This is a genomic window from Rathayibacter sp. VKM Ac-2754 (assembly GCF_009807095.1).
Classification (GTDB): domain Bacteria; phylum Actinomycetota; class Actinomycetes; order Actinomycetales; family Microbacteriaceae; genus Rathayibacter.
On record NZ_WUCC01000001.1, the window covers coordinates 580,646 to 594,665 of the forward strand.

The window sequence follows — 14,020 nt, forward strand, 5'->3', positions numbered from 1 at the left end:
GGCCATGCTCACCGCCGAGTCGACTCTGATCCTCCCTCCCGTCCCCGCCGACCAGTCAGGCGCGGGTGTCGCGGCCTGGACGGAGCCGCTGCTGATCGACACCTACCTGCCGGGCGAGCCGGACCGCTATCCCGCGTTCCTCGACTCCCGCGTCTACCAGGGCTCGTCGGGGCGGGTGTTCCCCCTGCCGTTCCACGAGCGGATCGCCGCCGAGAAGTCGCCGCACGCCTGGGACGCGGTGCACCTCGAGAACCGCTGGCTGCGGCTGGTCGTGCTGCCCCAGCTCGGCGGGCGCCTCCACATCGCGTACGACAAGACGGCCGACTACGACGTCTTCTACCGCAACAACGTGATCAAGCCGGCGCTGGTCGGGCTCGCCGGCCCGTGGATCTCGGGCGGGATCGAGTTCAACTGGCCGCAGCACCACCGGCCCGCGACGTTCCTGCCGACCGACGTGTCGATCGAGCACGAGGACGACGGCGCCGTGACGGTCTGGTGCTCCGACCACGACCCGTTCGCGCGGATGAAGGGGATGCACGGCATCCGGCTCCGCCCCGACTCGTCGCTGATCGAGGCGCGCGTGCGGCTGTTCAACCGCAGCGACGAGACGCAGACCTTCCTCTGGTGGGCGAACGTCGCGGCGGCGGTGAACGACGACTACCAGTCCTTCTTCCCCACCGACGTCGAGCACGTGGCCGATCACGCCAAGCGCGCGGTGGTCTCGTTCCCCCGGGTCGAGGGCGAGTACTACGGAGTCGACTACCCCGCCCGGGTCGACGCGGAGCATCCGGACGCCGACCGGCTCGACTGGTACCGCAACATCCCCGTGCCCACCTCGTACATGGTGACGAAGACGGCCGACGCCTTCTTCGGCGGGTACGACCACGGGCGCCGCGCCGGCTTCGTGCACTGGGCCGATCGCGCGATCTCGCCCGGCAAGAAGCAGTGGACCTGGGGCGACGCCCCCTTCGGCCACGCCTGGGACGCGAACCTCACCGACGGCGACGGGCCCTACGTCGAGCTGATGGCCGGCGTCTACACCGACAACCAGCCCGACTTCTCGTTCCTCGCGCCCGGCGAGACCAAGGCCTTCAGCCAGTACTGGTACCCGATCACCGAGATCGGGCCGGCACAGCAGGCGACGCGCGACGCGGCCGTCCGCCTCGACCTCGTCGACGAGTCGGTGCTGCGCATCGGAGTCGCGGTGACGGCCGTCCGCGCCGGTCTCGAGATCGTGGTGGGCGGCGAGCGCTCGGTGCACGACGCCGAGCCCGGCTCGCCCGTCGTCGTGGATCTTCCAGCGCGACCCGGCCTGAGGCTCGCCGACCTCGTGGTGGAGGTGCGCCACGAGGGCCACCTGCTCGTTGCGCTCCGCGGATCCGCCCTCGAGCGCTCCGAGCCGCGCGAGGACGCGCCCGCCCCGGCCGTCGCACCGCCCCCGCCCGCCGAGGTCGGCACCGTCGAGGAGCTGTTCCTGATCGGGCAGTACCTCGAGCAGTACCGCCACGCCACGCGCTCACCCGAGACGTACTGGGAGGAGGCGCTGCGCCGCGACCCCTCGGACGTGCGCAGCAACGTGGCGCTCGCCGCCCGCCGGCACGGGGCCGCCCGCTACGAGGAGGCGCTCGCCCACCTACGCGGGGCCCTCGCGCGCCAGCTCGCCTGGGCACCCAACCCCGCCGACGGCGAGGCGCTCTACCGCCTGGGCCTCACCCTGGCGCGAGTCGGGCGCGCGACGGAGGCGGCGGAGGCGTTCGCGAAATCCGCCTGGAACTCGGCGTGGGTCGCCCCTGCCTCGCTCGCCCTCGCCCGCCTCTCCGACCCCGCGCACGCCGAAGAGCTGCTGCGCACCGTGCTCCGGCACGACGTCGAGAACCTCCAGGCGCGCGATCTGCTGGTGCTCGCCCTCCGTGCCCTCGGCCGCACGGCGGACGCCGAGCGCCTGCTCGCCGAGACCCTGGCGCTCGATCCGCTCGACCAGTGGGCGCGGCACCTGGCCGGCGAGACGCTTACCACGGACGCTCCGACGCTGCTCGACGTCGCCCTCGAGTACGCGTCGGCGGGCTGGGACGACGAGGCCCTCGAGGTGCTCGCCCTCGCCGAGAGCGCGACGACCGCACTCGGCCAGGTGAACGTCGGCCCGCTGATCGGATACCACCGCGCCTCCCTGCTCGCCCGCCGCGGGCAGGCGTCGGCGGCCCGGGAGGCGCGCGCCCGCGCCGCCCGCAGCGACGCCACCCACTGCCTCCCCTCCCGACTCGACGACATCGCGGTGCTCGAGGAGGCGGTGCGGCTCGACCCGCACGACGGTCTCGCCTGGTCGCTGCTCGGCAGCTGGCGCTACGACCGCGGCCGGGGCGCCGAGGCGATCGGCGCCTGGCGGTCGGCGCTCGACGGCGACCTCGACGACTCACTCGCGGCGCTCGTCGAGCGGAACCTCGGCGTCGCCGCGTACAACGTGCTGCACGACCCGGACCTCGCGGCGCGGTACTACGCCTCCGCCCGACGGCGCCTGCCCGACGACGCCCGCCTGCTCTTCGAGGCCGACCAGCTGGCCGAGCGCCGCGGCGAGAGCGCGGCCTCGCGGCTCGCGACGCTCGAGGCGCGGCCCGCCCTGGTCGAGGAGCGCGACGACCTCAGCGTCGTCTCGGCGCGACTGCTCACGGCCGTCGGGCGGCACGAGGAGGCGTTGCGGGCGCTGACGTCGCGCCGCTTCCAGCCGTGGGAGGGCGGCGAGGGCCAGGTGCTCGGTGCCTGGGACGACGCGTGCCTCGCGGCGGTGCGCTCGGCTGCGGACCCCGAGACCGCTCGGTCCGCCGTGCTGGCCGCGCTGACGCCTCCGCCGACCCTCGGAGAGGCCAGGCACCCCCTCGCGACCACCGCCGAGCTGCACCTCGCGCTCGGCGACGCGCTGGCAGCCTGCGGCGACGCGGCGGGCGCGCGAGAAGCCTGGGCGGAGGCGTCGCGCGCGACCCGCGACTTCGCGGGCATGGCCGCCCAGCCCTTCACCGAGCGGAGCGCCGCGGCGATCCTCGCGCTCGCCCGCCTCGGCGACGGGCGGGCCGCCGCCGAGACCCTCGACCGCTTCGAGGCCTTCGTCGACGAGCTCGCCGCCACGCCCGGCGAGGTCGACTACTTCGCCACCTCGCTGCCGACGATGCTGCTGTTCCACTCCGATCCGCAGCGGCTCCGCGATGCCGAGGTGGCGCAGCTGCGCCGTGTCGTCGCCGACCTGCGCTCGGCGCTGCGCGAGCCGTCGTGATCGTCGAGTCGCGCGGAGGCGACCTGCCGCTGCTCGCCGTCAGCACGCCCGACCTGGAGCTGGTGTTCGCGCCGACCTGCGGGGGGCGCCTCCTCTCGCTCGTCGTCGGCGGGCACGAGCTGCTCTGGCAGAACCCCGAGCTGGTCTCCTCCGCTCTGACCCCGGTCGCGCCCGTCGCCGAGTGGCCGGCCGGGACCGGCGGGATGTCGACCTGGGCGAACCTCGGCGGCTCGAAGACCTGGCCCGCACCGCAGGGCTGGTCGGGGCCGGACGAGTGGGCGGGGCCCCCGGATCCCGTGCTCGACTCGGGCGCGTGGGCGTCGGAGTGGACCGTCGATGAGTCGTCGGTCGAGGTGGTGCTGACGAGCCCGGACGATCCGCGGTCGGGCCTCCGGGTGACGCGGCGCTTCACCATCCCGGCGGTCGGCTCGTCGTTCGGCGAGCGCGTGACGTTCGAGAACGTGTCCGCGACCGAGCGGAGGTGGGCGATCTGGGAGGTGTGCCAGGTCGCGACCGCGCCCGGCGGAGGCGTCGTCGTGCCGCACGAAGGGGAGCCGGTCGAGCTCGACCTCGGCTCGTACGAGGGCGCGGTGTCGTCGTCTCTCGAGGGGCGCGACGTCGTCCTCCCGCTCGGCACCGGAGTCGCCAAGCGCGGCTACCCGCGGGCCTCGGGATCCGTGCAGTACCGCGAGTCGTCCGGCGCCTCCCTCCGCCTCGCGACCGAGCCCGCGGCCGAGGGCGAGTGGCCCGACGGCGGCTCGAAGGTGGAGGTGTGGCTGCAGCGGCCGACGGACGCGCCGATCGACTCGCTCGAGGGCCTGCACCCGACGGCACACCTCGTCGAGCTGGAGGTGCTGGGGCCGCTGACCGCGCTGCCGCCCGGCGGGAGCTGCGACCTCGAGATCGCGTGGTCGGCGAGCGCCGCCCCGTAGCGTCCTCCTGCGTGTGGTCCCGTCCTCGCTGATCGAGCCCGCAAGAAATCACCCTCCGCGTGAGGCCCTTCCCTCGCTGATCGAGTAGCCGCGGCACGCGGCGTATCGAGATCCACCATCGTCAGAAGTCCAGCTCGAAGGCCCGAACTGCTGAAGCTGGTCGGTCTCGATACGCCCCTGCGGGGCTACTCGACCAGCATGCTCGCTGCCAGAATCCCTTCTCCCCCACCACAGAGAGACCACCTCACAGGCATTGCCCCTCCCTCGCTGATCGAGTAGCCCGCGCAGCGGGCGTATCGAGATCCACGTCCATCAGAAGACCAGGACTTGAGCCTTCTCTGCTGAAGCTGGTGGGTCTCGATACGCCCCTGCGGGGCTACTCGATCAGCATGCAAGGGCGAGGGGCGCCCTCTTTTCCCTCACCACTGAGACGCGAAGCGGCTTCGGCGCTGTCGCGCCCCGCAGCCCTTGTCGTCACGCCGGCTTCTTGCGAGGGTGGGCCGCATGAGCCTCTTCATCAGCTGCCCGGTCGAGAGCGTCGAGCGCGCGACCGCCTTCTACACCGCCCTCGGCTGGACCCTCGATGCCGAGATGTCGAGCGAGAACACGTCGTGCTTCGCGATCGCGCCCGACCAGTACGTCATGCTCAGCAGCCGCGAGATGTACGCGAGCGTCGGCGGCACCGAGGATCTGATCGGCGTGCCCGGCACCCCCTCGAAGGTCACTGTCTCGTTCGACCTCGGCAGCCGCGAGGCGGTCGACGAGCTGACCGAGCGCGCGGGCGCCGCCGGCGGGCGGATCGGCGACACCGACGACTACCCCTTCATGTACCAGCGGCAGTTCGACAACCTCGACGGCTACCACTACTCGCCGTTCTGGATGAAGCCGACCGACTGAGAGTCGCCGCGGAGTGCGCCCGCGGTAGCGTCCTCGGATGACCCTTCGAGAGGCGCTCGCGTCGGCGTTCGTCGTGACCGAGGCCGAAGGCGGGGCGCTCCTCCTCCGTCCCCGCGACGGGAGCGGACGCGCGATGGTGCTCGACGGTGCGGCGCGGGCGGCGCTCGAGACCAGGAGCGCCACCGCCGTGGCCGACGTGCTCCGGGCGATCGGCGAGGCCCGCGGCCGCGAGCACGTCCTCGTGCTGCACGGCGGGCGGATCACTCCGTCGACGGATCCGGACTCGGTCGTCCGCGACACGGCGCCCGAGGCTCCGGCTCCCACGAGCGGGACCTGGTGCCCTACGACTAGACACGGTGTCGCTCCTCCGCCGTTAGATTGAAAGGGAGATGACAGTCGACCCGGATTCGCGCGCGTGGCAGCGGTCGCCGGTGACGGCGGACCAGCGGAAGGTCGACGCCGCGACCGCCGCCGTCCTCTTCGGCGCGTCGATCCTCTCGCTCGTGCTCGGCCGCGCGATCGGGATGTGGCCGGATCCGGCCGAGCCGCTGCCGAGCATCGGCCTCCTCGCCCTCGTGACGCTCCCGCTCGCGTTCCGCCGCGTGCAGCCCGTGGCCGCGCTCGCCGTCACGAGCGCCGCGTTCGTCCTCGCCGGGGAGCTGCGGGTCCCCGAGGTGACCATCACCAATATCGCCCTCTTCATGGCGCTCTACAGCGTCGGGGCGTGGGACCCGAACCGGTCGCGGGCGACCTGGGCGCGCGGGCTGCTCGTCACCGCGATGGGGATCTGGCTGATGATCACCTTCTTCCGCGCGAGCACCCAGGATCTCGACTTCGACGGCGAGGGGATCGGCGCGCTGACCCCGGTCGCCGCGTACATGCTCCAGCAGGTCCTGGTCAACGTCCTCTACTTCGCCGGAGCCTGGTGGTTCGGCGAGCACGCCTGGTCGTCGGCGCGCCAGCGGGCGCTGACCGACTTCCGCACGCAGCAGCTCGAGGACGAGCAGTCGAAGGTCGCCCGCCAGGCGATCACGATCGAGCGCCTGCGCATCGCGCGCGAGCTGCACGACGCGGTCGCCCACCACGTCTCGCTGATGGGGGTCCAGGCCGCGGCGGCGAGGACCCTGCTCGGCACCGACCCCGACCGGGCGCGCGGGCAGCTCGTGGCCCTCGAGGACTCGTCGCGGGCGGCCGTCAGCGAGCTGTACCAGCTGCTCGGCACCCTCCGCGACGAGGAGTCGGCCCTCGGACCGGTCACCGCCTCCCTCGACCTCGACGCGCTCGACGCGCTGGTCGAGGACGCCGTCGCGGCGGGCCTCCGGGTCTCGCTCGAGCGGGTCGGCGAGCCGTTCGAGGTGCCGGCGACAGTGGGGCTCAACCTCTACCGCATCGCCCAGGAGTCGCTGACCAACGTCCTCAAGCACGCCGGCCCGGGCACCCGCGCGAGCGTGCACGTGCGCTACGACGAGGATTCCGTCGAGCTCGAGGTGGCCGACGACGGGCTCGGCCGCCCCGGTCCGCGTCAGCGCAGCGGCGGCCTCGGCCTGCTCGGCATGCGCGAGCGCGCCGCGACCCTCGACGGCGCCTTCGAGGCGGCGCCGCGCGCGGGCTCCGGCTGGGTCGTCCGGGTCACCGTGCCGCTGGGGGTCCGGGTATGAGCGACGAGCGCGCCGTCCGGGTCGTCCTCGTCGACGACCACGCGCTGATGCGGCAGGGCATCAGCACCATCCTCTCGGCGCAGCCCGGCATCGAGGTCGTGGGCGAGGCCTCCAGCGGCGAGGAGGCGCTCGAGGTCGTGGCGATGGCCCGCCCCGACGTGGTCTGCATGGACGTCGAGATGCCGGGCATCGGCGGACTCGAGGCGACCCGCCGGCTGCTCGCCGATCCGGAGGAGACCGCCCGGGTGCTCGTGCTCACGACCTTCGAGCGCGAGGACTACCTGCTCGAGGCCCTCGACGCCGGTGCGAGCGGATTCCTGCTGAAGAACTCGCCTCCCGAGAACCTGGTCTACGGCGTGCGCGCGATCGCGGCCGGGGAGGCGCTGCTCGCGCCCGAGCTGACCCGCGCGGTCATCGAGCGCGCCGTCGCCCGCGACCGGGGCCGCACCTCCGCTCTGCCGCCGGGCGCCGTGCCCGAGCAGCTGACCCGGCGCGAGGCCGAGGTGCTTCGGCTGATGGCGCAGGGGCTCTCGAACGACGAGATCGCCGAGCAGCTCCTCGTCGGCCGCGCGACGGTGAAGACCCACGTCTCGAACGTGCTGCTGAAGCTCGCGCTGCGCGACCGGGTGCAGGCCGTCGCCTACGCCTACCGGTCCGGTCTGGTCGACTGACTCCTCCTCTCGCCGCGGACTCCGCCCGGAGGCGGAGGAGCGGCGTCACCCCCGGGCCGGAAGCGCTCGGCACGGCCCGCTCGTAGCGTGGAGGCATCGCCCAGGCCCGAGGAGGTCGCATGCTCAGCGTGCACAACATCAGTCGCAGCTACGGAGCCCATCGCGCCGTCGACGACGTCAGCTTCGACGTGGGCCGGGGGCGCCTCACCGGCTTCGTCGGCGGCAACGGCGCGGGCAAGACCACGACGATGCGGATGATCCTGGGGGTCCTGCGCCCCGACTCCGGCACTGTGACGCTCGACGGCTCGCCCGTCGGCCAGGCCGCGCTGCACGGCTTCGGCTACATGCCGGAGGAACGGGGCCTCTACCCGAAGATGGAGATCGGCGAGCAGCTGGCCTACCTCGCGCGGCTGCACGGCATCGAGAAGGCGACGGCCGTCCAGCGCGCCGACGACCTGCTCGAGCGCCTCGGCCTCATCGAGCGCCGACGCGACAAGCTCGAGGCCCTCTCGCTCGGCAACCAGCAGCGCGTGCAGGTGGCCGCGGCGCTCGTGCACGACCCCGACGTGCTCGTCATGGACGAGCCCTTCTCGGGGCTCGACCCGCTCGCCGTCGACGAGGTCGTCGCGGTGATCGCCGAGCACGCCGCGCGGGGCATCCCCGTGCTGTTCTCCTCCCACCAGCTCGACGTGGTCGAGCGCCTGTGCGATGACCTCGTGATCATCGCCGGCGGCCAGGTGAAGGCGGCGGGCTCTCGGGAGGATCTGCGCGAGCAGTACTCGAGCGACCGCTGGTCGCTCGAGATGACCGGCGACGCGGGCTGGATCCGCGGAGTGCCGGGCGTCGAGGTCGTGGAGCTCGCCGGCACGAGCGCGCTGTTCCACGCCGACTCGGCGGCCGCCGACGTCGTGCTCCGCGCGGCGGTCGAGCGGGGAACGGTGTCGTCGTTCCGGCCGGTGCGGCCGACCCTCGGCGAGATCTTCCGGGACATCGTGGTGGCTGCGCCCTCGGGCGCCGAGGAGAAGGTGGCGGTGGCGCGATGAGCACCGGCAGAACGACGAACGACGACGCCCGCCTGGGCACCTGGGGCGCGACCCTGCTGGTCGCCGAGCGCGAGATCCTGTCGCAGGTCCGCTCGAAGGCGTTCCTCATCTCGACGGTGATCACGCTCGCGCTGGTCATCGGCGGGATCGTGCTCTCGAGCGTGCTGGGGAACCGCGCGGTCGAGGCGACCCCGGTGGCCGTCGTCGGGTCGGTGCCCGCCGCGGTCGGCGACTCCGACGCCCTCGACGTCACCGACGTCGCGACCCGCGGAGAGGCCGAGGAGCTGGTCCGCTCCGGATCGGTCGACGCGGCGCTCGTCCCCGACGACTCCGCGATCGGCTTCTCGCTGATCGCCCTCGACGAGGCGCCGGACGACCTCGTCTCGGCCCTCTCGGTCAGCCCCGAGGTCGAGCTCCTCGACCCCTCCGAGACCCCCTCGGGCCTGCGCGCCCTGATCGGCCTCGCCTTCGGGCTGGTCTTCATGATCGCGGTGATCGGCTCGGGCGCGACCATCATGCAGAACACCGTCCAGGAGAAGCAGTCGCGCATCGTCGAGATCCTGCTCGCCGCGGTCCCCGCTCGCGCGCTGCTGGCCGGCAAGATCCTCGGCAACTCGGTGATCGGAGTGGGCACCGCCGCCGCCATCGCGGCCGCGTCGGCGCTCGGTCTCGCGATCACCGGCCAGACCGAGCTGCTCGATCTGCTCTCGGCGCCGCTGATCTGGTTCGTCGTCTTCTTCGTCTTCGGGTTCGTGCTGGTCGCGAGCGTCTTCGCCGCCGGCGCTGCCCTCGTGTCGCGGCAGGAGGACACCGGCGCGGTGATGACGCCCGCGATGATGCTCGTGATGGTCCCGTACTTCGGAGTCGTCTTCTTCGGCGACAACCCGCTCGTCATGGGGATCCTGTCGTACATCCCGTTCAGCGCCCCGGTCGCGATGCCCGTCAGGCTGTTCTTCGGCGAGGCGGAGTGGTGGGAGCCGCTCGTCTCGCTCGCCCTCCTCGTCGTCGCGACCGCGGCCGTGATGGCCGTCGCGAGCACGATCTACACGAATTCGCTGCTCCGGATGGGCTCGCGCGTCAGCCTCCGCGAGGCCCTCAAGGCGAACTGAGCCGCTCGGCCCGGACGCCGAGAGCCGGGTCTCGATACGCCGCCTCCGGCGGCTGCGGGCTCGACCAGCGAGCTCGCGCGGGTCGCTCTGCTCCAGCCAGTGGAGTCGTCCTTCGCTGATCGAGTCGCTTCCTGCGTGTGGTCCCTGCCTGCTGATCGAGTAGCCCGCGCAGCGGGCGTATCGAGATCCACCAGCGCCAGAAGTCCCGATCAGAAGCCCGATCTGCTGAAGCTGGCGGGTCTCGATACTCGAATGGCGCAACGCGGCCTCGCCGCTCGAGACGCCGCCTCGGGCGGCTACTCGACCAGCAGGCTTGCGCGCTCCCACCGACCCCGGCCGATCGATCCGTCACAGACGCACCGTGCAGCGCACTGAGACGGAGCATCTTCGCCGGATCGATCCGCGAGCAGTGCGCCCGTTGCGCTGGCGGCGGGCCCGATCAGCAGGGCGCGGGCCGAGCGCAGGAGGTCGCTTCTCGTCGGAGTCGTAGAGTGAGCCGGAGCGACGGGGGGCCGCTGTGCATCGTGAAGCGTGGAGTCAGAGGCGCACGACAGCGAGGATCGCCACAGTCGTGGCGGTGCTCCCACTGCTCGCCGGCTGCGTCGAGCAGAACGCGACCACGTTCTCCGACTACGACCGCGTTCAGGAGCAGCGGGACGTCCTCCCCTTCCTCGGCAGGGTCGGCGAAGGGCTCGATCCGGAGACGGTCCGCTACGCCGGAACGGTCGACGGACTCGACGTCTACGTGGCGAGCGGGATCGACAGCGGGAGTCACTGCGTCGTCGTCCACTCCGACGACGGATTGGAGAGCGGCTGCGGAGACACGGTGTCGAAGCAGAACGAGTGGACCGTGCGCATCCACCCGGACGGCGCGGTTCCCGAGGACGCCACAGGAGACGACTGGACGCAGCTCGGCGAGAACCTCTCGGTGCGCGCGGGATGACGAGCGATCCCCACCCTGGCCTGAATGCATGGGAGCCCCGGTCGATCTCGTCACGCGGCGGCTCCGCCTGCGCCCTCTCACGACGGACGACGAGTCGGCGGTCACGGCCTACCGGGCAGACCGGCACGCGTCCCGTCACCTCGGGCATCCGCCGCTGGAGGAGGGGCAGTTCGCGCGCGAACCGGGCCACCGCCGCTTCCTCGCTGATCGAGCCCGCAGCCCGCGGAGCCGGCGTATCGAGAACAACCAGCGTCAGAAGTGCGGATCTGACGACCGCTCTGCTGACGCTGGTCGGTCTCCAAGGAGAAGTCACCCCACGGGTGTGGCTGCAAGCTCGCTGATCGAGTAGCCCGCGCAGCAGGCGTATCGAGATCCACCTCGTCAGAAGTCCAGGTCAGAAGGCCGATCTCCTGAAGTTGCCGGGTCTCGATACGCCCCTGCGGGGCTACTCGACCAGCATGGAAGGCGAGCCGCACCGACTCCTCCCTCACCAGTCGACCCCGGAGTCACTCCGTCGGGCGGAAGAACTCCTCGATCACCGTCGCCAGCGCGACCAGGTCGTCGACGTGCGCGAGCTCGCGCGCGGAGTGCATCGAGAGCAGCGGCACGCCCACGTCGACGGTCGCGATCCCGAGCCGGGTCGCGGTGAGCGGCCCGATCGTCGAGCCGCACGGGACGGTGTTGTTCGAGACGAACTCCTGGTACTCGACGCCGGCCCGGGCGCAGAGGCCGGCCCAGAGCGCCGCGCCCCGCGCATCGGTCGCGTAGCGCTGCGAGGCGTTGATCTTGAGCAGCGGACCCCCGCCCGCCACCGGCTGGTTCACCGGGTCGTGCTTCTCGGGGTAGTTCGGGTGCACCGAGTGCCCCGCGTCCGCCGAGAGGCACCACGACCCGGCGATCGCCCGGGCGCGCTCGTCGACGCCGGCCCCGAGCGCCGCGCCGATCCGGTTCAGCACGTCCTCGAGGAACGGGCCGCTCGCGCCGGAGCGGGTCGCCGAGCCGAGCTCTTCGTGGTCGAACGCGGCGAGCACGCTGATGTGGCCCGACGCCGGCTGCGGCCCGGAGCTCGCGGCGAGCAGCGCGACGAGACCGGCGTGCACGGAGCTGAGGTCGTCCATGCGGCCGGCGGCGAAGAGCGCGTCGTCGAGGCCGAAGCGTCGGGGCGGCTGCGTGTCGGCGGTGACGAGGTCGTAGCCGACGACGTCCGAGGCGTCGTCGAGCCCGGCCCGGGCGGCCAGCAGACCGAGCAGGTCGACGTCCGCGGCGTCGCCCACGCCGAGCACCGGGACGGTGTGCTTCTGCCGGTCGAGCGTCAGGCCGTCGTTCACCTCGCGGTCGAGGTGGACGGCGAGCTGGGGGATGCGCAGGAACGGGCCCGTGCGCACGAGCAGCTCCGCACCGTCGCGCGTCACGAGGCGGCCGGCCAGCTCGAGCTCGCGGTCGAGCCACGAGTTGAGCAGCGGACCGCCGTAGATCTCGACGCCGGCCTGCAGCCAGCCCTTCGAGCCGATCGTCGCCTTCGGCTTGACCTTGAAGCCCGGCGAGTCGGTGTGCGCGCCCAGGATGCGGAACGGCGTCAGCGCGTCGGCCTCCGCCGGCAGGTGCCAGGCGATGACGGCTCCGTCGCGGACCACGACGTAGCGACCGGGTGCGGTGGGCCACGCCTGCGTCTCGTCCACTCCCGCGAATCCGGCGGCCCCGAGCCGCCGCGCCGTCTCTGCCGCGGCGTGGTACGAGGAGGGGGAGGCCGTGAGGAACTCGGCGAAGTCGGCGATGTGGTCGGCGCGATCGGTCATCGCTCCAGTGAACACCCCCGCGGCGCCCGGCCCGTCACCACCTCCGGTAGATGCGGTAGGGCCCGTCGGAGTGGACGAGCGCGAACCGGTCGAGCCTCTCGGGGTGCCGCGAGAGGACCCTCGTGATCGTGTCCGCCTCGTTGTCCTCGTTCAGGAGGATCCACTCGACGGCGCCCGCCGGGTCCTCCTGCGCGCGGACGAAGGCCTCGCCCGCCGCGTAGTCGACGAGCTCGACGAGGGGGAGGCGGAGGTCGAGGACGAAGGGGTTCTGGCTCTCGTCCACGAGGATCCCGCCGCCCTCGTACTGCCGGCCGAGCCAGGTGAAGGAGCGGCGGAGGTCGGCGAACGCGACGCGCTGGTCGGCGGCTTCGGCGAGCACCGCGACCCGCTCGGGCTCCCCCAGCATCCACACCGATTGGCCGGTGAGTCCGGCGAGCACCGCGGCACCGACCACGGCGCGGAACGCCCGCCCGGCGACGCGGCTCCGCGCCTCGATGACCGTCTGCACCAGGTAGCCGATCATGACCGAGGTGACGAGTCCGGCGACCAGGGCGTAGCGGGTGTTCCACCAGCCCGTCGGCAGGGTGTGGTCGCTGTAGATGACCGACTGCCCCGCGGCCAGGCTGACGAGAGAGAACAGCGCGGGCACCCCGGTCAGGGCGAGCAGGAGGAAGCGGTCCGAGAGCCCGTCGCGCACGGCGAGCGCCGCCGCGCCCAGAGCGGCCAGCACGACGCTCGCCGGGCCGTAGGCCTGGACGATGCTCCAGACGTAGACGTACACCGCGATGCCCGGGTCGCCCGCGGTGGTGACGAGGCCCGCCTCCGTGATGCCCCGCTGCAGCTCGGCCGCCGAGAAGGGGCCGTTCGCGAACTCGAGCGGATTGCCGTAGATCGCCGTGTTGTAGGCCAGCCACCACGCGATCGCCGCCAGGGACGGGAGGGCCAGCCCGAATGCCGACGCGACCGCCGCGCCGATCCGGCGGTCGCGGCGGAAGGACACCACGGCCACGAGCACCGCCCCGCCCGCGAGCAGCGCCCAGCCCTCGTAGCGCGACATCACCGCGATCGCGAGCGGGATCCCGCAGAAGACCGCCGTCTCGCCGATCGAGTGCCGGCGGCGGGCCGTGACCCAGCGGGCGAGCCCGGCGACGCAGCCGAGCAGGCCCGCGATCAGCACCGGCTCGGTGAGTGGAGTCGTGAACACGTAGAGCACGGCGGGGCTGCTGACGAAGGCCGCGACCGTCGCGAGGCGGGCCGTGCGCCCGGAGCGCATCCGCGCGGCGATGCGGTAGAGGGCGGAGGCGGAGAGCCCGAGGCAGAGGGTCCCGACGATCGCGGCGCCGGCTCCGCTGACCCACCACTCGAAGTCGATCACGAACGGAGCGAGGATCAGGTGGGGCACCGGGAGCCAGACAGTGCCCAGCTGCTGGAACCCGGGAGACGCGCTGTCGAAGAGGCGCCGGGCGATGCTGAGGTGCAGCTGCTCGTCGCGATAGGCGATCCCCGCGCCCGACGAGACGGAGACGACCGACGCGAGAGCGCCGAGGACGACCACCGCGACGAACACCGTCACGCTGCCCGGGACCCGTCGCCCGGGCGGCGACGCACCGAGATCGGCCCACCGTGCGCGCGCCCACGCGCCGAACGGAGTGGCGCTGTCCATCGGAGTCCTCGGGGTCGATGGAGCAGGGCGAGAAGCAGGCCCGAGT

11 protein-coding genes are annotated in these 14,020 nt (G+C 72.7%); 9 read left to right on the forward strand and 2 right to left on the reverse strand.

Features of this window, described 5'->3' with window-relative positions:
* The first annotated feature begins 4 nt into the window (after window positions 1-4).
* The 9 genes from GRS92_RS02935 to GRS92_RS02975 all read left to right on the forward strand — a co-directional run bounded on the left by GRS92_RS02935 (window position 5) and on the right by GRS92_RS02975 (window position 10,515).
* A complete protein-coding gene (locus GRS92_RS02935; protein ID WP_159853072.1) occupies window positions 5-3,262 on the forward strand; it encodes a DUF5107 domain-containing protein in 3,258 nt (1,085 codons plus the stop codon).
* Entirely contained in the window at window positions 3,259-4,194 is a 936-nt protein-coding gene (locus GRS92_RS02940; protein ID WP_159853074.1) for a DUF4380 domain-containing protein, read from the forward strand. Before GRS92_RS02935 ends, GRS92_RS02940 begins: the two co-directional genes overlap by 4 nt.
* Window positions 4,195-4,698: 504 nt before the next feature.
* Window positions 4,699-5,091 carry a VOC family protein gene (locus tag GRS92_RS02945; RefSeq protein ID WP_159853076.1) on the forward strand — a complete coding sequence of 131 codons (393 nt, stop codon included), beginning with the start codon at window positions 4,699-4,701 and terminating at the stop codon, window positions 5,089-5,091.
* Window positions 5,092-5,128: 37 nt separating this feature from the next.
* Complete coding sequence (locus GRS92_RS02950) at window positions 5,129-5,473, forward strand: hypothetical protein (RefSeq protein WP_159853078.1); 345 nt, start codon at window positions 5,129-5,131, stop codon at window positions 5,471-5,473.
* A 7-nt stretch (window positions 5,474-5,480) separates the two neighbouring features.
* A complete protein-coding gene (locus GRS92_RS02955) occupies window positions 5,481-6,749 on the forward strand; it encodes a sensor histidine kinase (RefSeq protein WP_159853080.1) in 1,269 nt (422 codons plus the stop codon).
* Entirely contained in the window at window positions 6,746-7,420 is a 675-nt protein-coding gene (locus GRS92_RS02960) for a response regulator (protein ID WP_159853082.1), read from the forward strand. The genes GRS92_RS02955 and GRS92_RS02960 overlap by 4 nt, the downstream gene beginning before the upstream one ends.
* 119 nt (window positions 7,421-7,539) lie before the next feature.
* Window positions 7,540-8,463, forward strand: a complete 924-nt coding sequence (locus tag GRS92_RS02965) for an ABC transporter ATP-binding protein (RefSeq protein ID WP_159853083.1) — start codon at window positions 7,540-7,542, stop codon at window positions 8,461-8,463.
* Window positions 8,460-9,572: an ABC transporter permease gene (locus GRS92_RS02970; RefSeq protein WP_159853084.1), complete on the forward strand. Its 1,113-nt coding sequence runs from the start codon at window positions 8,460-8,462 to the stop codon at window positions 9,570-9,572. The genes GRS92_RS02965 and GRS92_RS02970 overlap by 4 nt, the downstream gene beginning before the upstream one ends.
* A 571-nt stretch (window positions 9,573-10,143) precedes the next feature.
* Entirely contained in the window at window positions 10,144-10,515 is a 372-nt protein-coding gene (locus GRS92_RS02975) for a hypothetical protein (protein ID WP_159853085.1), read from the forward strand.
* Window positions 10,516-11,021: 506 nt separating this feature from the next.
* Here the strand turns inward: GRS92_RS02975 and GRS92_RS02980 are convergent.
* Window positions 11,022-12,311: a M18 family aminopeptidase gene (locus GRS92_RS02980; protein ID WP_159853086.1), complete on the reverse strand. Its 1,290-nt coding sequence runs from the start codon at window positions 12,309-12,311 to the stop codon at window positions 11,022-11,024.
* Window positions 12,312-12,345: 34 nt separating this feature from the next.
* Window positions 12,346-13,974 carry a hypothetical protein gene (locus tag GRS92_RS02985; protein WP_159853087.1) on the reverse strand — a complete coding sequence of 543 codons (1,629 nt, stop codon included), beginning with the start codon at window positions 13,972-13,974 and terminating at the stop codon, window positions 12,346-12,348.
* Window positions 13,975-14,020 lie beyond the last annotated feature (46 nt).